The sequence below is a fragment of the Salibaculum griseiflavum genome, assembly GCF_003129565.1.
GTDB lineage: Bacteria > Pseudomonadota > Alphaproteobacteria > Rhodobacterales > Rhodobacteraceae > Salibaculum > Salibaculum griseiflavum.
Window position 1 is genome coordinate 1 of record NZ_QETF01000021.1, and the last position, 18,157, is coordinate 18,157.

General features: G+C 63.1%; 19 protein-coding genes. 7 read left to right on the plus strand and 12 right to left on the minus strand.

All coding sequences use genetic code 11. From position 1 onward, the window contains the following. Positions 1-62: 62 nt before the first annotated feature. Positions 63-1,472 (minus strand): site-specific DNA-methyltransferase, encoded by a 1,410-nt coding sequence (locus tag DFK10_RS14440; RefSeq protein ID WP_217810169.1) that lies wholly within the window; start codon positions 1,470-1,472, stop codon positions 63-65. A 101-nt stretch (positions 1,473-1,573) separates the two neighbouring features. Further along, positions 1,574-2,731 carry an IS1 family transposase gene (locus DFK10_RS14445; protein WP_146193278.1) on the minus strand — a complete coding sequence of 386 codons (1,158 nt, stop codon included), beginning with the start codon at positions 2,729-2,731 and terminating at the stop codon, positions 1,574-1,576. A 225-nt stretch (positions 2,732-2,956) separates the two neighbouring features. On the opposite strand from DFK10_RS14445, the gene DFK10_RS14450 reads away from it, so the two are divergent. Beyond that, the gene (locus DFK10_RS14450) at positions 2,957-3,565 is read left to right on the plus strand and encodes a hypothetical protein (protein ID WP_109389742.1); all 609 of its coding nucleotides are present in this window, start codon (positions 2,957-2,959) and stop codon (positions 3,563-3,565) included. A gap of 278 nt (positions 3,566-3,843) precedes the next feature. On the opposite strand, the gene DFK10_RS14455 is transcribed toward DFK10_RS14450, so the two are convergent. The 3 genes from DFK10_RS14455 to mgtE are packed head-to-tail and all read right to left on the minus strand — an operon-like array spanning position 3,844 to position 6,297. Beyond that, positions 3,844-4,329: a YbjQ family protein gene (locus tag DFK10_RS14455; protein ID WP_109389743.1), complete on the minus strand. Its 486-nt coding sequence runs from the start codon at positions 4,327-4,329 to the stop codon at positions 3,844-3,846. Positions 4,330-4,375: 46 nt separating this feature from the next. Further along, positions 4,376-4,927: a 5-formyltetrahydrofolate cyclo-ligase gene (locus tag DFK10_RS14460; RefSeq protein WP_109389744.1), complete on the minus strand. Its 552-nt coding sequence runs from the start codon at positions 4,925-4,927 to the stop codon at positions 4,376-4,378. Beyond that, the gene (mgtE, locus tag DFK10_RS14465; protein ID WP_109389745.1) at positions 4,924-6,297 is read right to left on the minus strand and encodes a magnesium transporter; all 1,374 of its coding nucleotides are present in this window, start codon (positions 6,295-6,297) and stop codon (positions 4,924-4,926) included. The genes DFK10_RS14460 and mgtE overlap by 4 nt, the downstream gene beginning before the upstream one ends. Positions 6,298-6,440: 143 nt before the next feature. Here mgtE and guaD point away from each other — a divergent pair, with 143 nt between their 5' ends. Then, positions 6,441-7,736 (plus strand): guanine deaminase, encoded by a 1,296-nt coding sequence (gene guaD, locus DFK10_RS14470; protein WP_109389746.1) that lies wholly within the window; start codon positions 6,441-6,443, stop codon positions 7,734-7,736. Here the strand turns inward: guaD and DFK10_RS14475 are convergent. The 4 genes from DFK10_RS14475 to DFK10_RS14490 all read right to left on the minus strand — a co-directional run bounded on the left by DFK10_RS14475 (position 7,733) and on the right by DFK10_RS14490 (position 11,103). After that, positions 7,733-8,188: a CAP domain-containing protein gene (locus DFK10_RS14475; protein ID WP_235866858.1), complete on the minus strand. Its 456-nt coding sequence runs from the start codon at positions 8,186-8,188 to the stop codon at positions 7,733-7,735. The two genes, guaD and DFK10_RS14475, sit on opposite strands and share 4 nt — an antisense overlap. Positions 8,189-8,259: 71 nt before the next feature. Further along, a complete protein-coding gene (locus DFK10_RS14480; protein ID WP_109389748.1) occupies positions 8,260-9,597 on the minus strand; it encodes an 8-oxoguanine deaminase in 1,338 nt (445 codons plus the stop codon). 242 nt (positions 9,598-9,839) lie between these two features. Next, entirely contained in the window at positions 9,840-10,637 is a 798-nt protein-coding gene (locus DFK10_RS14485) for an inositol monophosphatase family protein (RefSeq protein WP_235866859.1), read from the minus strand. Positions 10,638-10,731: 94 nt separating this feature from the next. After that, on the minus strand, positions 10,732-11,103 hold the full coding sequence (locus DFK10_RS14490) for a helix-turn-helix domain-containing protein (protein ID WP_109389749.1): 372 nt from the start codon (positions 11,101-11,103) through the stop codon (positions 10,732-10,734). 301 nt (positions 11,104-11,404) lie between these two features. On the opposite strand from DFK10_RS14490, the gene DFK10_RS14495 reads away from it, so the two are divergent. After that, a complete protein-coding gene (locus DFK10_RS14495) occupies positions 11,405-12,370 on the plus strand; it encodes an NADPH:quinone oxidoreductase family protein (RefSeq protein ID WP_109389750.1) in 966 nt (321 codons plus the stop codon). On the opposite strand, the gene DFK10_RS14500 is transcribed toward DFK10_RS14495, so the two are convergent. Then, complete coding sequence (locus tag DFK10_RS14500) at positions 12,315-13,220, minus strand: LysR family transcriptional regulator (RefSeq protein WP_109389751.1); 906 nt, start codon at positions 13,218-13,220, stop codon at positions 12,315-12,317. The two genes, DFK10_RS14495 and DFK10_RS14500, sit on opposite strands and share 56 nt — an antisense overlap. Positions 13,221-13,334: 114 nt before the next feature. On the opposite strand from DFK10_RS14500, the gene DFK10_RS14505 reads away from it, so the two are divergent. From DFK10_RS14505 to DFK10_RS14515, 3 genes are all read left to right on the plus strand, one after another. Continuing rightward, on the plus strand, positions 13,335-13,535 hold the full coding sequence (locus tag DFK10_RS14505) for a DUF1127 domain-containing protein (RefSeq protein ID WP_109389752.1): 201 nt from the start codon (positions 13,335-13,337) through the stop codon (positions 13,533-13,535). 156 nt (positions 13,536-13,691) lie between these two features. Continuing rightward, a complete protein-coding gene (locus tag DFK10_RS14510) occupies positions 13,692-14,465 on the plus strand; it encodes a Bax inhibitor-1/YccA family protein (protein WP_109389753.1) in 774 nt (257 codons plus the stop codon). Positions 14,466-14,547: 82 nt separating this feature from the next. Next, a complete protein-coding gene (locus tag DFK10_RS14515; protein WP_109389754.1) occupies positions 14,548-14,937 on the plus strand; it encodes an MAPEG family protein in 390 nt (129 codons plus the stop codon). Here DFK10_RS14515 and DFK10_RS16540 read toward each other — a convergent pair. After that, positions 14,934-15,209 (minus strand): hypothetical protein, encoded by a 276-nt coding sequence (locus DFK10_RS16540; RefSeq protein ID WP_217810170.1) that lies wholly within the window; start codon positions 15,207-15,209, stop codon positions 14,934-14,936. The two genes, DFK10_RS14515 and DFK10_RS16540, sit on opposite strands and share 4 nt — an antisense overlap. Positions 15,210-15,297: 88 nt before the next feature. Continuing rightward, a complete protein-coding gene (rpmG, locus tag DFK10_RS14525) occupies positions 15,298-15,465 on the minus strand; it encodes a 50S ribosomal protein L33 (protein WP_039682682.1) in 168 nt (55 codons plus the stop codon). Between the two features lie 193 nt (positions 15,466-15,658). Here rpmG and ppsA point away from each other — a divergent pair, with 193 nt between their 5' ends. Then, positions 15,659-18,028: a phosphoenolpyruvate synthase gene (gene ppsA, locus DFK10_RS14530; protein WP_109389756.1), complete on the plus strand. Its 2,370-nt coding sequence runs from the start codon at positions 15,659-15,661 to the stop codon at positions 18,026-18,028. Positions 18,029-18,157: the final 129 nt, after the last annotated feature.

The following is an 18,157-nucleotide window of genomic DNA, read 5'->3' on the forward strand; positions in this document are numbered from 1 at the left end:
ACTGGAGGATGTGGTAGTCGTCTTCATGGTGTTGCTTCCTTTTTGGTTTGATCACCCCGAGCCTACGGCTCAGGGGAAGCAACGCCACCCTTTTTCAAAGTTTCAACATCCGTCGGGACATCCCCCCCGGCGAAGAAATCTAAGACGGTGTCCCCGGGTTCCGAAAGATACCCAACGAGACGTTCGAGATCGGTATAGCTCTTTGGATTGTCAAAGGTCTTCTTGCCGCCAAAAATATCAGCGAATTGTGTCGCAGCGGTTTGGGCATAGCTAAAGGTAACGCTATGCATCACCTGCACGTCGGCATCGAACATGTTGCTGCGAACGCCCGGAACAGTCGTTTCATCCTTTCCGAATACGATCCTTCCTTCTCGGCAAACTTCGAGGAATCGACGGCGAGTTGGATATCGCCAACCACTTGTTGGCAACTTGACCGGCTTGCGTGTGACAGGGTGGGATATTCTGTAACGTGGCCCTCCGCCGCCCGGCCAATTTATGTTGCCGTCGTCCCTGTACGGGCCTCGTTCATCAACCTTTCGATACCGCGCTAAAGGTTTTCTAGGATCATCTTCTTCATAGGTTTCATAGAATGCCAGAATGTCTTCCCGTACCTTCGCCCAATCATCACCGTGCTTCTTGCGCGACTTCTCAAATAGGTCTCGGATTTCTTCTATTCCTTCCTTGGGCGCTCGAAGTATTATGTCGTTCTCTTTTAGCCATGCTCGATTTCGAGCATAGACGACCATGTATTCGTGACCGACTGAGAAGAGCTTTGCGTCATTCTTGCGATTTCTGTCGTAGACAAGAACGGCGGCGCGGTTCTCTTCGCCAAAGAGCTCGTCCATGAGCCGTATCAGGTTTGGCAATTCATCATCATCAATGCTGACGACGACGAAACCGTCTTCCCTGAGCAACTGACGCGCCAGCGACAACCTCGGATACATCATCGACAGCCAGCCGGAATGCAGCCGCCCCGCCGTTTCCGTCTTGCTGGTCGTGTCGTCCCCCTCCTCAGTGCGCTGGCCAGTCAGTTTCAGGTAGTGGTCCAAAGGGTCTGCGAAGTTGTCGGGATAGATGAAATCGTTGCCCGTGTTATAGGGCGGGTCGATGTAGATGAGCTTCACGCGGCCAAAGTAGGACCTGTAGAGCACCTTGAGCACTTCAAGGTTCTCGCCCTCGATGAAAACATGCTGCGCGTCATCGAAGTTGATGCTGTTGTCCGGGTCAGGGGCCAGCGTGGCAGAAGACGGCGCTTGCAGCATCGCCATCGCATCCCGCTTGCCCGCCCAAGTGAAGGTGAACCGCTCCGGCCCGTCCTCCACCTTGTCGCCCAACAGGGCTTGCAGGGCCTCGACATCCAGCTTCCCGTCCGAAAACGCCTCGGGCACGGAAGCCTTGAGGCGGTTCAACAGCTCATCGCGTTGACCCGGCGTTTCGTTGTCTACCTTTTCGATCTGGGTTCGGTCCGTCATTTTGTGCTCGTTTCGCTTGTCGTCCGTGGCGACATGGTTCCGCGCCATCATTTCATTTCTGCGCAAGTGTCACCAGTCGAAACCTGTGCTTCTTCAGTTCTCTAGTTCAGAAGTTTGCGGGATGGACTTCGAGAGGATGTCGCACGTGGACCTCGGTAGCCAGACTTCCGATACGAGCCGAGACACATCTTGCAAATTCCATTGTCATGCGGCTGAAGGTGCTGGGCCAGCGTGACCGCCTCTTCAAGCGTCTCACAGCCGTGCCACTTGCCGTACTTCGCACCGCCTCCACGACGACCGGTTCCATGATTGCAATTTACGCATTCCGCTGTGTGGACCTTCGCGGAGTTGTGCTGTTCGCTAGAATAGACCCAAAACGCCTCTGGTCCTTTTTCGACTTCTGGGCCGACCACCAGATCGGTCGACGTACAGCGGGCGCTGGCTCGAACGTCCGCTAGATAGGCATCCGTGAGTTCCAGCAAATCCGAGATTTCCCAAACACGATCTGTGAGGCCCATCTCCATCGCCGGTGTCGCACGCTTCTCCTGCAGCACCTCCCCCGTCTCTCTGCAAATCCTTGTTGTGGGGTAGGGAAGCCAGCAGTAATTGTAATACATGATGGTCAAGGCCAAAGCACGCTCGTGGTTTCGAAGCTTTTTCGAGAACGCGTTACTCTTCCTCGTATACCTCTTGTTGAACATCCTAAGAGTCAGGTTGAAGCGTTCGACGGCGTACGTAGTGATCGCCTTTTCTTCGATGTCGCCCGCCAGCACCCTACGCTCGGCACCTTGATAGCGACTTGCTGGTGTTGGTTCGCCTGCATCGTTGGTTTGGCTGTATTGCTTTATGAGCATCGCTCGGTCGGCCTCGTCCCCGAAAACGATCTCGCCTGCTTCGTCATACGCCATCAATCCATCAGTCAAAATCTCGAGCCTTTGCGTGAGTTCTCCGTCCTCATCGACTTCCAGCTTGTCTCTGATTGATTGATAGAATCCGCGGGCGTCTGCCAGCTTACGGTCGCCCAGCCGATAACCCACAATGAATTTGGTGTCTGAGCAGATGGCGAGGTAGGTCCATACCGTACCTGCGCCTACCTCCTGCACCTTCTGACGCATGACGTTCTTCTGCTTCACTTTCACGAACGCCCAAAGTTCATCCGCCTGTATCTGGCGTACGCGAAGGCCTTTGGTCTGCGCGATATGGCGGATGGCCATCTCTCCAACGTCGTTGGCGAGCTTTGCCACAGTCTTGTTGCTCACCTTGTAACGGCGCTCGCATGATCTCTGTGAAGCACACTCGACCAACGAATGAACGATACCCTCTCTAGTTTCTTGACTCAGCCGGTTCACCTTCCCTCCTCAAGCAGTCGCGCCCCCAAATCCATTTAATGCGAAAATAGTATCACTGCAACTATTTTCGTATCGACGATACGTTTTTAACCTGCTAAGCTGCTCTAGGATAAGCGTCGAAAAGCGGGAAGAGCCATGGGCCTGAGAGACAGTTGGAATGTCGAGTACCAAACGTTCGGCGCTAAAGAGGTCTTGGAGATCACGCGGCTTCCGCAGCCACTTCTGCGCCTGTGGCGGCAAAGAGGATACCTACCCGAGAAGGAGAAGGGACGTTGGGCCAAGCACGATGCCTACGAGATCGCAAGAGTCTACCTACTATCAGCCTTTTCAAAGCTGGGTATTGCTCCATCTGAGGCATCGGGCATCGTAGGCGATCTAGCCACCGACCTGCTCTTCTTCTCAATACTTTCTGGAGACGGGGCCTGCGAGTTTCTGGGTCCGCCCTCACAGGTCGAAGCCTTGCGCCGTCAGTTCGATGAATCCTTTGAGGTGGCGCGATCTGTTGTTCAGCCAAAGGATGAAAGGCGCTATGTGGTTTCTGTGCATGGCGGTGCTTACAAAAGGGTCTCTGACATCAACGACATGATCGATGCCGGAGCCAGCGAATACTTCTCATGTATCGATCTCGTGGCAGCGGGCGGCGGAATTGCGGTCCGTGCACAAAAGCCTCTGGTCGCTTTCAGATTTCGCGCGGCCCATTCTGACGAACCAAAGGTAAGAAGATTGTCGCATGGCCAAAGGTAAACCAACAGACTTCAGACTGGTGACCGTCGGCTCTTTGTCAGAATCCGTGACAAGCAAGTTTCCATAGCATTGAGGAGTGAAACTACCTCACGACCCAAACGGGGTGGCTTGCGCCACGCAGGATCGCCTCGCCGTCGCCTTCGGCGCCGCCTGCGGGCCAGGGGCGCTGCCCCTCTTGGCCTGCGGCCAATTCACCCCGGGATATTTCGGGGTCCGAAGAAAGGGCAGCGTGCTGCGACCTCTCGTCGGGACGTCACCAAGCAAGCGAGCTGGCAGAGCTACTCTTCGTTCGGCTGAATCCTTACGGCGGTTCCAGACGCGACCAATAACACCATGTTGCCAGCGCCGGACAACTCTACATAGTCAAGATCAATGGCCACGACGGCATTTGCACCAATGCGGTTCGCTTCCTTCTTCAATTCGAACAAGGCGGTGCGCCGCGACTCTCTCAAGGTTTCTTGCACAGCTTCGGAACGACCGCCGACGATATCACGAATGCCCGCGAAGAGGTCCTTGAAGACATTCATGCCGAAAGCGCATTCGGCCGTCACAACTTCGAGGCGTTCGATGATGTCCAGGCCCCTGGGGCAGGTTTCTGTCGTCAGTAGAATCCGTTCGATCTCAGCAAGCCTTTCCGCGGCAGCGTCTTCGCGTTCCGCAGTAGTGCCACCTTTCTTGCGCGCTATGAAGCAATCCTTGCAGACCCCGCCTTCGCGCACCTGGCTCCAGCTAAGGCGTTTGCCGCAATCAGCGCAAACAGTCATTTCGGAACTCCTCCTGGTGATGGTCCTTAAGATGGTCCGAAGAAAGTCAGGGTTCGATCACGCCCTGTTCCGTCACGATCAGGTCGAGCGGCTGGTCGGTGGGTTCCAGGGGCAAGTCGGGCAGTTCCTGGGCGGCATAGGCGAAACCGATGGCGAGCGTGGACCGTTTCGCGCGCAAGCCTTCGAGGGTGCGATCGTAGAAGCCGCCGCCGTAGCCGAGCCGCCCGCCCTGGCGCGAGAAGGCGACGAGAGGCACGATCAGGATTTCCGGGTCGATCCAGGCGCCGGTTTCGGGGATCTGCGCCCCGAATTCACCGGGAATCATTTTGCAACCTGGCGCCCATTCGCGGAATTTCAGCGGCTGGCCCTTGCCGATGATGACCGGCACGCAGACCGGCCCGTGGGCGGCGGCTTCCTCCATGGCGGGGGTCGGGTCGATCTCGGTGCGCATGGCCATGTAACCCGCCAGCGGCACGCCGCGATAGCCCGCCAGCACCTGGCTGAGGTGGCCGGCATGGCCCACGCCGCTGTCATGGGCCCGTTTGCGGGCAGCGAAGGCGGCCTTGCGCGCCGCGGCCTTGCGGTCGTCGGGGGTCATAGGAGCATCACCGCGGCCAGTCCCAGGAAGGCGAAGAAGCCGACCACATCGGTGACGGTCGTCACGAAGGCGCCCGAGGCCAGGGCCGGGTCGATCCCGAGCTTCTCGAGCGCGACGGGAATCACCGTGCCCGCGAGCCCCGCCACCACGAGGTTGATCACCATGGCGATGGCGATCACCACGCCCAGCATGGGCTCGCTGAACCAGGCCCAGCCGATCAGCCCCATGACCACCGCGAAGATCAGGCCATTCACAAGGCCGACCAGCACCTCGCGCCGGATGACCCGCCAGACATTGGCGCCGGTGAGGTCCTTGGTGGCAATGGCGCGCACCGCCACGGTCAGCGACTGGGTGCCCGCATTGCCGCCCATGGAGGCGACGATCGGCATCAGCACCGCCAGCGCCACAAGTCCGGCGATCACGTCCTCGAAGAGAGCGATCACCAGCGAGGCGAGGATCGACGTGACGAGGTTGACGGCCAGCCAGGGAAAGCGGCGCTTGGTCGTGCCGATCACCCGGTCGGCCAGGCTGCCTTCACCGACACCGGCCAGGCGCAGGATGTCCTCCTCGTGTTCCTCGTCCAGCACGGCCATGGCGTCGTCGATGGTGATCACGCCGACCAGGCGGTCATCCTCGTCCACGACCGGGGCCGAAATCAGGTGATACTGGTTGAAGGCATAGGCCACGTCGCCCTCGTCCTGGTCAACGCGGAAGGTGCGGAAACTGTCTTCGGTCAGGTCCGCCATCTTCGTGGCGCGCGGTGATCCCAGCAAGCGGCCCAGCGTGACGTAGCCCTCGGGCTTCATGCGCGGATCGACCAGGACCACGTGATAGAACTGTTCGGGCAGGTCGTCATGGCTGCGCAGGTAGTCGATGGTCTCGCCCACGGTCCAATGGACCGGCGCACGCACCACCTCGACCTGCATGAGGCGGCCAGCGGATTCCTCGGGGTAACTGAGCGCGGTTTCGACGGCGACCCGGTCGGGAGCTTCCAGCGCATCGAGCACCGCCTCCTGCTGGTCGCTGTCCATGTCCTCGACCAGATCGACGACGTCGTCCGATTCCAGGTCACGCACGGCAACGGCCAGCGCCTCGGCGGGAAGGGCGGCAATGACATCGTCGCGCAGGGCCTCGTCCAGTTCCGACAGCACGTCGCCGTCGATCCCGTGGGGCCACAGGCGGATCAGGTCCTTGCGGTCGCGGTCGTCGATCTGCTCCAGAAGGTCGGCGATATCGGCGGGGTGCAGCGGCGCCAGAATCTCTTCCAGTGCGACGGTGTCGCGCCCCTCCACCGCGTCGAGGATCATGGCCACGATGCGGTCGGTCAGCTGGTCGCGTTCACCCTCTACGATATCGGTGAGTTCTGGCATCGCACCCCCTTGCACTGCACCGCAGCATAGAGAAAGCCAAGCCGCTCTCAAGGCCGGAAGCGCCCCAGTTTCGCGCAAAACCGAAAGCTGTCTCTGGCCGGAAGGCGATGGACCTCGAAAGCGGCCGGTTCTAGTCTGCCCGGATGACGGATATTCTACTGCTCGGACAGGTTCTTTGGTTTGACGGCGATCCCCTTGCCGAAGCGTGGCAAAGGGTGTGTCGGCATAGCTCACGCGGCGGGGTTCTGCTGCGCGAGGGCCGGATCTTGGCCACGGGCGAGGCCGATGCGTTGCGCCGGGACCATCCGCAAGCCGAGGTGACGGATTACGGCGACGCGCTGATCCTGCCGGGCTTCGTCGATGCCCATATGCACTATCCCCAGACCGGCATGATCGCCAGCTGGGGCAAGAGGCTGATCGACTGGCTCAACAGCTATACCTTTCCGGAAGAAATGCGTTTTGGCGATCCGGCCTATGCGCGGGCGCAGGCGGATGTGACGCTCGAGCTGGCGCTGGCGAATGGCACCACGACGCTTGCCAGTTTCTGCACCATCCACCCCGAAAGCGTGACCGCCTTTTTCGAGGCCGCCGAAGCGCGGGGCATGGGCGTGGTCGCGGGCAAGACCTGCATGGACCGGAACGCGCCCGAGGGGCTGCGCGACACGCCGCAATCGGCCCACGACGCCAGCAAGGCCCTGCTGGAGGCCTGGCATCGCAGGGGCCGCGCGACCTATGCGATCACGCCGCGCTTCTCGCCCACCTCGACGCCCGAGCAGCTGGAGGCGATGGGCGCGCTCTGGGCGGCGCATCCCGACTGCCTTATGCAGACTCATCTGAGCGAGCAGACCGATGAAATCGCCTGGGTGCGCGACCTGTTCCCTTCAGCACGCGATTACCTGGATACGTATGAGCAACACGGGCTGCTGGGGGAACGCGGCCTATACGGCCACGCCATCCACCTTGAACCGCGCGAGATTGACCGACTGGCCGAAACCGGCGCGGCGGTCGTCCACTGCCCGACCTCGAACACCTTCATCGGCTCGGGGCTGTTCGACATGGAAGGGCTGAAGGCGCGGGGGATACCTGTGGGGCTGGCAACCGATACCGGGGGCGGGTCCAGTTTCTCGATGCTGCGGACCATGGCGGCGGCCTACGAGATCGGCCAGCTGCGCGGCACCCCGTTGCACCCGTCGCAGCTGCTGTGGCTGGCGACCGAGGGCTCGGCCCGCGCGCTGCACATGGGCGGACAGATCGGCACGCTGACCCCCGGCGCCCATGCAGACCTGTGCATCCTCGACCTGGCCTCGACCCCCGCTATCGCCCAGCGCAGCACCCGGGCCGAGGACATCTGGGAAGCGGTTTTCCCGACCATCATGATGGGCGACGATCGCGCGGTGCGGGAGGTCTGGCTGTCGGGACAGCGGGTTTCCCGCGCCTAGCAGCCCGTCCCCAGCATCAGGACCATCTTGTCGCCGGCGCGGCCATAGCCGAACTCGCGCGCGTCGCTCAAAAGGATGTTGCGGCGATGGCCGGGCGACGTCATCCAGTTTGCGACCACCTGGGCATCGGTCATCGGGCCGTAGGCGATGTTTTCGGCCCGCGCGCAGCCATAGCCCGCCGCGCGGGCGCGGTCGGCAAAGCTGCTGCCGTCGGGGCCGTCATGCGAGAAATGACCCGTGCGTGCCATGAGATCGGCATAGGACCGGGCCGCCGCGGACAAACGGGGGCTTTCGACCATGGCGGGGCGGCCATTTTCGGTGCGCGCCCGGTTCAGGACGCCCGCGACATCCACTTGCGCGACGGTTCCGGCACCTTGTTCGACGCGGGCCGCGGCCGGAGGTGGCGCTTCGGCCATGGTCACGGTGGTGTTCGGCGCCGGAGCGCTTTGCATGCAAGCCGCCAGAAGGGCAGCGGCAGGAGCGGCAAAAATGGGTCTCATCGGGGACCTGTCGGGGTTACGGATCACAGGGCCAAGTCTTGCACCAACCGCGCTTGACGGGCAATGGCCGCGTCGAGATCGAAACTGGTCACGCGGCCATCGGCCACGATCCGGCGGCCTTCGACGATCAGATCCCGCACCCGCGTCGGGCCGGCCAGCAAAACCGCGGCCTTGTCCCAGCTGCCCGCCGCCTCGATCCCCGACACATCCCATATGGCGATATCCGCGCGTTTCCCGGGTGCGATACGGCCACACTCGGGCCGGCCCAGGACATCGGCGCCGCCGCGCGTGGCGATTTCCAGCGCCTCGCGCGCGCTCATGGCGTCGGCGCCATTGACCACCCGCTGCAGCAACATGGCCTGACGCGCCTCCGCCACAAGGTTGCCCGCATCGTTGCTGGCCGACCCGTCGACCCCCAGCCCCACGGGCACACCTGCATCGCGCATCGCCCGCACCGGCGCGATACCCGACCCAAGCCGGCAATTCGAGCAGGGGCAATGGGCCACGCCGGTCCGCGATCGGGCAAAAAGGTCGATTTCCCGACCGTCCAGCTTCACGCAATGGGCATGCCACACATCCGGCCCGGTCCAGCCCAGATCCTCGGCATATTGGCCGGGGCGGCAACCGAAATTGGCCTCGCTATAAGCGATATCCTCGTCATTCTCGGCCAGGTGGGTGTGCAGCATCACACCCTTGTCGCGGGCCAGGAGGGCGGCCTCGCGCATAAGGTCGCGGCTGACGGAAAACGGCGAACAGGGCGCGACGCCGACGCGGCACATGGACCCTTCGGCGGCATCGTGATGGGCGTCGATGACGCGGATGCAATCCTTCAGGATCGCGGCTTCGTCCTCGACAAGCGCATCGGGCGGCAGGCCGCCATTGCTTTCGCCGATGCTCATGGCGCCGCGCGTGGGGTGAAAGCGCATTCCGACCTCGCGGGCGGCGGCAATGGTGTCATCCAGCCGGGACCCGTTGGGGTAAAGATACAAGTGGTCCGAGGTCAGCGTGCAGCCCGACAAGGCCAGTTCCGCCAGCCCGATCTGGGCCGAGACGAACATCTCTTCGGGGCCGAACCGCGCCCAGATCGGATAAAGCGTCTTGAGCCAGCCGAAAAGCAGCGCATCCTGCCCGCCCGGCACCGCGCGGGTCAGGGTCTGGTAGAGGTGGTGATGGGTGTTCACCAGGCCAGGCGTGACAACGCAGCCGCGCGCCTCGATCACCTGCGCACCGGGGGCGGCGATCCCCTGCCCCACAGCGGCGATCACCCCGCCCCGCACGAGGATATCCGCCCCGGTCAGTTCGCGGCGATCATCATCCATTGTCAGGATGGTCTGGGCCTCGCGGATCAGAATATCGACCATGGCGCGTCCTTTCGTCATCATTCAGCCACCCCCTTCGGTGGATGAGATGAGCGCCGCCAGAAGGGGGAAGGACGCGGGCGCATTCCGCTTATAACGGGCCCATGGCGAAGCGCCAAGCCCGCCTTTGTCGGGGAGAGGCGTATGGCGATCCTGCCCGGAGATCCCCTCGATTGATCCCTGCCATGCCCGAGGACGCCCAACGCGGAGCGCTGAGCCGGACGCCTGTGCCAAAGCCTTGACCGTCAGGCGTCCGACAGGATCTCCATTGCCGCCGCGTGCAGCTCTGGCGTGGCCGCGGCCAGCGCGTTGCCGCCCTCATGCACCTTGCCGCCCTGCCAATCGGTGACGATGCCGCCAGCGGCTTCAATCACAGCGATGGGGGCCGAGATGTCGTAGGACGACAAGCCGGCTTCGATCACCAGGTCCACCTGCCCCGCCGCCAAAAGCGCATAGGCGTAGCAATCCATGCCATATCGGGTCAGCTTGCAGCGGCTCGCAACCGCGTGAAAGGCGGCCCCTTCGGCGGTGCTGCCGACCTCGGGAAAGGTGGTGAAGATCGTGGCGTCGGCAAGGTCACGCGTTGCCTTGACCTTGAGCGGCGCGGTCCCCAGCGGCCCGGTCATCGCCGCCAGCCCGGCGCCGCCCTCGAATCGTTCGCCGATATAGGGCTGGTCGATCAGCCCCATGATCGGACCCTCCTCCGAATTGACCGAGATCAGCACCCCCCAGGTTGGCGTGCCCGAGATATAGGCCCGCGTGCCGTCGATCGGGTCCAGCACCCATGTCAGGCCGGTGATGCCGGGCTGCGCGCCGTATTCCTCGCCAAGGATCGCATCCTCGGGGCGACGCTCGGCCAGCACCGCACGCATCGCGCGCTCGGCGGCCCGGTCGCCCTCGGTCACCGGGTCGAACCCCTCGGCCAGCTTGTTGTCGCTGGCGACGCCGACGCGGAAGTGGCGCAAGGTCTCGACCCGCGCGGCATCGGCCATCGCGCGCGCACAGGCCCAAAGGTCATTGATATCGGCTGTATCGAGTTGCATGCGATCCCCGCCAGGCTGACTTGAATGCGGCCTAGCGGGGTCACACCGGCCCGGTCAAGTCAAACCCGCCGGGCCCTTCCCCAGACGCGACCGGTCAGGCCGCGTCGCTGAGCACCCGCGCCAGGTCGAACAGTCGGCGGCGCTGGTTTTCCGGAATGGCGTAGTAGGAGCGCAGCAGGTCGAGCGCCTCCTTGTCGGCAAGGATGTCGCCGGGCAGGCCCACGGCATCCGCCATGTCGTTCATGTCCCCGTCATAGCCTTCAAAGAAGAAGGCGATATCGACGCCCAGCGCATGGGCAATATCCCAAAGGCGCGATGCGCTGACCCGGTTCATGCCGGTTTCGTATTTCTGGATCTGCTGGAACTTGATCCCGACCTTCTCGGCCAGTTGTTGCTGGGTCGTGCCCGTCATCCAGCGGCGATGCCGGATGCGCTTGCCCACATGCACGTCGACAGGGTGCTTCATTTCTTTATCCTTGTTACCTTTTTCGCGGTCCGAATACGACGATACCACCCGTCGAGACCCACGGGGTGTCGTCTGTCTCACCCGGTTTCCGCAAGTAATGTGAAACAAGAAGCGCGGAGCGCCTCGAACACGCAAGGGTTGCATGCACCAACCTGCCCTTTAAGACAGGGTCACCGGCCGCCTAACCTATACTAAAGTACAGTCCCTTGTTTTGCTGATGGCATTTCGGACCGCAGCATTGGCCCCCACGACCCGACAGGCTAGGCTTCAATCATTGCGATTCTATCCTGAGAGCCCCACCATGCACGCATTCCGAGTGACCGGATTCGACACGCCGCCCGGCCTTGAACGGCTTGATGTGCCAAAGCCGGGGCCGGGCCAGGTGCTTCTGGACATTGCCGCCTGCGGATTGAACTTCGCCGACATGCTGATGGCAGAGGGCAAATATCAAGAGACGCCCCAACCGCCCTTTACCCTGGGCATGGAGGTGTGCGGCACGGTGCGCGCCCACGGACCGGGCGTCAGCGCGCCGGCCATCGGAACGCGTGTCGCCGTTTTCGGCGGCCAGGGCGGCTTGGCCGAACAGGGTGTATTCTCTGCCGCGCTATGCCAGCCCGTGCCCGACGGCATGCCGTCGGAACAGGCGGCAGGCTTCCAGGTGGCCTATGGAACGTCGCACCTGGTCCTGACGCGCCGGGCACGATTGCAGCCCGGTGAAACGCTTCTGGTTCTGGGTGCCGCCGGTGGCGTCGGCCTGACCGCTGTAGAGATTGGCAAGGCCATGGGGGCAACGGTGATCGCCGTGGCCCGTGGCCCCGAGAAGCTGCAGGTCGCCCGCGCCGCCGGGGCCGACCACCTTATAGATGCCGGTGCCGACCTGACGGCCGAGGTCAAGGCCCTTGGCGGGGCGGACGTGGTCTACGACGCTGTCGGCGGGGATGCCTTCACCGCCGCCCTGAAGGCGACAAATCGCGAGGGGCGGATCGTCACCATCGGGTTCGCCAGCGGCAACGTGCCACAAATCCCCGCCAATCACCTTCTGGTCAAGAATATCGACGTGATCGGGTTCTACTGGGGCGGCTACCTGAAATTCGCCCCCGAGGCGCTGACCGACAGCCTGGCCGAGCTCTTGGACTGGTATGCGGCTGGGCGCCTGCACCCCCATGTAAGCCACGTCCTGTCGCTGGAGCGCGCGGGCGAGGCGCTGGAGCTTATCCGATCGCGGCAATCGACCGGGAAGGTCGTTGTTGTGCCGGGGCCTGCATGAGCGCGCCATAGGCCTCGCGCAGGTAGCCGGCCAATGCCTCTTCCACCTCGCCCAGCCCGGTCGGACCGCGATAGAGATTGATGCAATAGGTCTTGAGGTCGGGCAGCGCGCCGCCATGATCGACCGGCTCGGTGCCCTGCACCCAGAACCCCGACAGCATGGCGTGAATGGCCAGGTCGGCGCTGACCGTGGCCTCGACGGTGCGGGTCGATCCGGTTTCCACCCGCATGGTCCAGGGGATGCCCGCCGCGTCCAGCCGACGCTGCACGCTGGGCCGAAAGATGCACTGGGTCTCGAAGGCGATAGGCAGCGGGCGGTCCTTCCAGGCGCGGCCCCCAGGCGCCCCGACCCAGACCAGCGGCACCTCGGCGAGGGTCTCGCCGCCGGGGCTGACACCTTCTTCGGTGGTGACGATCATGTCCACCTCGCCCCGGTCGAACTGGCCCAGAAGCGCCCGCGTGTTGGAGGACAGGAAATTCACTCGCATGCGCGGAAAATCCGCCGCGAACCGCTTGAGGACCTTGGGGATGTAGAACGGCACGATGTCATGGGGGACACCGAGCGTGATCTCGCCCTCGTAATCCGAGGCCGTTAGCCGCCCCACCGCCTCGTCATTCAGCGCCAGCATACGCCGGGCGTAGCTGAGCAGCTGTTCTCCCTCGCCGGTCAGGGCGATCTGGCGGGCGGAGCGGTCCAGCAGGCTGAGACCGAGCCCCTCTTCCAGCCGCTTGAGCTGCATTGAAACGGCCGATTGCGTGAGGTGCAGCAGCCCGGCGGCACGGGTGACGCCACCGGCATCGGCAACGGTCACGAAGGAGCGCAGGGCCGTCAGGTCCAGGTTTCGAGGCATATCACATTCCGTTATGCATTAACCATCAATCATTCATTTTCATAATGAAGCGACTCGCTCCATATATCAAGCATCCTGATTCATTATCCACAATCCATCACGAAAGGACGCGTCATGGCGACCCTAACTGCCACCTCTTCCCGCCCCCTCACCGCCCCGCGCGGTCCGGGCCAGTCCCTTGCCAAAATCTTCGCCGTCTGGAGGCAACGCCGTGATCTGGCCGCGCTTGATCGCAGCCGGCTGTCAGATCTCGGGCTGACCGAGGCGCAGGCGCTGCGCGAATCCGCACGTCCCGCCTGGGATCTGCCCCGCTAAGACGGCCCGCGCACGAAACCGGACCGCAGCACCAAGAAACAGCGTGTTGGGGGACCGGTTTCACTTGAAAAGCAGCCTGCCAGCGACAATATTTCTTTCGAAGGCCCGCGCCATCATGGTGACCGGGCTCTCGGCTTGAACCGTTGGAGGAAACGAATGGCTGACTATCAGACTGTCCGCGCCGGTGTCTCGGGTGTCCGGACGGCAGAGATCGATGCGGGCCTGCGCGCCCATATGAACAAGGTCTACGGCACGATGTCCGTGGGCATGCTCATTACCTTTGCCGCAGCCTGGGCCCTGTCGGGTCTGGCGGTGACAACTGAACCGACGCAATACCAGATCGGACAGGGCGAATACCTGACCGGGCTGGGCTACGCGCTCTATGCGTCCCCCCTGAAATGGGTGGTCATGTTCGCGCCGCTGGTCTTCGTGTTCGGCTTCTCTGCGATGATCAACCGGATGTCGGCGGCCACGGCACAGGTCGTGTTCTACGCCTTCGCCCTGACCATGGGCGTGTCGATCAGCTCGATCTTCCTGGTCTTCACCGGCTACTCGATCGCTCAGGTTTTCCTGATCACCTCGATCGCCTTCGCCGGCCTCAGCCTCTGGGGCTACACCACCAAGAAGGACATCTCTGGCTGGGGCTCGTTCCTGATCATGGGTGTGATCGGCCTGATCGTGGCGATGATCGTCAACATCTTCCTGCAATCGCCGATGGTGATGTATGCCATCTCGATGATCGGGGTGCTGATCTTCGCCGGGCTGACAGCGTATGACACGCAGAACATCAAGAACACCTATATCGCCCATGCCGCGCATGGCGATCAGGAATGGCTGGGCAAGGCCGCCATCATGGGCGCGCTGAACCTTTACCTGGACTTCATCAACATGTTCATGTTCCTGCTGCAGCTTCTCGGCAGCCGCGAATAATCCTGACGCTGACGCAACGTATCGGGGCCGTCCTTCGGGGCGGCCCTTTTCTTTTCGGCCTGATCCGCCCTAGCCTGCCCGGATGACCGACCTGCCCATCACCTCTGTCGCGGCGCTTGTGAATGGCGCGCTCATGCTGGCGCTGACCGCGCGGGTCATCTTCTACCGCCGCCGGGACAAGGTTGTGCTGGGCGACAATGGCGACAAGGAGCTGGCCAAGGCGATCCGGGGCCAGGCCAACGCGGCCGAGCAGATTCCCATCGCCCTGATCCTCTGCGCCCTGGCCGAATTGCAGGGCGCGCCCGCCACGGCCCTTTGGCTCACGGTGGGGCTGTTCACGCTGGGCCGCTACATGCACGGCGCCTATTTCGCGGTGCACGGGTTGCATTGGCGGCTGCGCTTCTGGGGCATGCTGGCCACGCTGATCGCGCAGGCGCTGTTCCTGTTCTGGCTTCTGGTTGCTGCCCTCTAGCCGGCAAGCGTCACGCGAAACGCGCCGCGCCGTTCCTGCGCCCGCCCCGACCAGAGCCCTTCGGGCGGCCGGTCGCCATCATCGCGGGGCCCTCGGCCCGCAACGACGCCCCGCGCCGGGTCGCGCGCAATCCAGCCGTGGTCCGCATCCCAGAAAATCGCCACCTCCCGCGCATCGGTGAACCGATAGATCGGGCGCCCGTTGCAGGTGCCTGCCGGGCGGAAATGATATTGCCGCCCGTCGTCGAGCCGCTCAAGCGTCAGATGGGTCATCTTACCCTCCCTGGGAAACGGATTGCAGAAACGAAAAAGGCCGCGCTCTTGCGGCGCGGCCCCTGTCGGTTCGGATATGGAAGATCGCTTACTTGATCTTGCCTTCCTTGTATTCGACATGCTTGCGCGCAACCGGGTCATACTTACGCACGACCATCTTTTCGGTCATGGTGCGGGCGTTCTTCTTGGTCACGTAGAAATGCCCGGTCCCCGCGGTGGAGTTCAGGCGGATCTTGATGGTGGTCGGCTTCGCCATTGTCACATCTCCTGGTCCGCGGGCGCAAAGGGCCGCGCGTGAATTCGTATGAAGCCCGCCTTCTACCCGCTTTGGCCCCCGAGTCAACAGGCAAAGGCGGCGGAAATTCCTCCTGAGGATCCCATGACCTGAATCAAGGCGCGGGCCGAGATTGCCCGCCAAGGTCACAGCCATAACGCGACAGGAGGGCGACATGGCCGACAACGTGATCTGGTTCGAACATCTGCGCCGCGGCGACGTGGCCAAGGTGGGCGGCAAGAATTCCTCGCTTGGGGAAATGGTGCAGGAACTGGGCGGGCGCGGCATCGCCGTGCCGGGCGGGTTCGCCACCACCTCGGACGCCTATCGCGCCTATATCGACCACAACGACCTGCATGACCGCATCGCCGCCGAGATGCAGGCGCTTACCGATCACAAGATCACCCTGGCCGAGGCCGGCACCCGCATCCGCGCCATGATCGTGGGCGGCGATTGGCCCTCGGACGTGCTGGAGGACATCCGCACCGCCTATGTGGAGATGGCAAAGCGCACCGGACAGGACGACCCCTCGGTGGCCGTGCGATCCTCGGCCACCGCCGAGGACCTGCCGGATGCCTCTTTCGCCGGGCAGCAGGAGACCTTTCTGAATGTCGAGGGCGAGGCCGCGCTTCTGGCCGCCTGCAAGCGTTGCTACGCATCGCTTTTCACCGACCGGGCCATCACCTACCGGACCGTGCAGGGCTTCGACCATATGCAGGTGGCACTGTCGATCGGGGTTCAGCAGATGGTGCGCTCGGATATCGGCGGCTCGGGCGTGATGTTCTCGCTCGATACCGAGTCGGGCTTCGACAAGGTGGTGCTGATCAACGCGGCCTGGGGCCTGGGCGAAAACGTCGTGCAGGGCGCGGTGACGCCGGACGAATACATGGTCTACAAGCCGCACCTGTCGAACCCCGACCTGGTGCCCATCGTCGAACGCAGCCTCGGCGCGAAAGAGATCAAGATGATCTATGCCGAGGGCGGCCAGGCGGTGAAGAACGTCAAGACCTCCAAGGCCGAGCGCGGCCAGTTCGTGCTGTCCGAGGCCGAGACCGTCGAACTGGCCCGCATGGCCGCGACGATCGAGGATCACTACGAATGCCCGATGGACATGGAATGGGCCCGCGACGGCAACACGGGCGAACTGTATATCGTGCAGGCCCGTCCGGAAACGGTGCAAAGCCGCGCCGGCGCGGGGGCGCTCAAATCCTACGAGATCGACGAGAAGGGCCCGGTCCTGACAACCGGCCTTTCCGTGGGGGGCGCCATCGCCAGCGGCCCGGTCTGCCTGATCGAAAGCGCCGCCGATATCGACAATTTCATCGACGGGGCGATCCTTGTCACCGGGACCACGGACCCGGACTGGGTGCCGATCATGAAACGGGCCAGCGCCATCATCACCGACCACGGCGGGCGGACATCACACGCCGCCATCGTCAGCCGGGAGCTGGGCCTGCCGGCCATCGTCGGCACCGGCGATGCGACCCATGTGCTGCATGACGAACAGCTTGTCACCGTATCCTGCGCGGAAGGCGAAGAGGGCTATGTCTACGAGGGGCGCGCTGAATTCCATGTCGAGGAAATCGACCTGGGCGAGTTGCCCGACACGAAAACCAAGGTCATGTTCAACATGGCCAACCCTTCGGCCGCGTCGCGCTGGTGGCGGCTGCCTGCGGACGGGGTCGGCCTCGCCCGCATGGAATTCGTGGTGAACAACGCGATCAAGGTCCACCCGCTGGCCCTGACCCGCTTCGAGCAGGTCACGGACGAGGCAGCCCGCGAAGAGATCGAGGCGCTAACCGCCGCCTACCCCGACAAGCCGTCCTATTTCGTGGACCAGCTTGCAACGGGCCTCAGCCGCATTGCCGCCGTCCATTACCCCAACCCGGTCATCGTTCGGATGTCGGATTTCAAGACCAACGAATACGCCGCGCTGCTGGGCGGGGCGGGCTTCGAGCCGGACGAGGAAAACCCGATGATCGGCTGGCGCGGGGCCTCGCGCTACTATTCCGAGGGCTACAAGGACGGCTTCGCGCTGGAATGCCAGGCCATCGCCAAGGCGCGGGGCGTCAAGGGATTCGACAACATCATCATGATGATCCCCTTCTGCCGATCCCCCGAAGAGGCCGACCGCGTGCTGGAGGTCATGGCCGAGAACGGGCTGGAACGCGGCAAGGACGGGCTTCAGGTCTATGTCATGTGCGAGATCCCCGCCAACGTGATCCTGGCCGAGGAGTTTGCGAAACGCTTCGACGGGTTCTCCATCGGGTCCAACGACCTGACCCAGCTGACACTTGGCGTGGACCGCGACAACGAGAACCTCGCCCATGTGTTCCGCGAACGCGACCCGGCAGTGCAATGGATGATCGAACAGGTGATCACCCGCGCCCATGCGGTCGGGGCCAAGGTGGGGTTCTGCGGGCAGGCCCCGTCGAACGACCCGGAGTTTGCGGAATTGCTGGTGGGCTACGGGATCGACTCGATTTCCGTGACGCCGGATGCATTCCGGGCGGTGAAGGCGAACGTGGCCAAGGCCGAGGGCTAGGCGCGGAACAGGATGGCCGCTGCGCAGGACGACGCGGTCATTCTGTAGCGCGGACCGAATAGCACCGAAGGTGCCGGCCTGTCGCCAGACCGCCAACGGGGCTGGCGATAAGCCTTCCGACAAACGTCG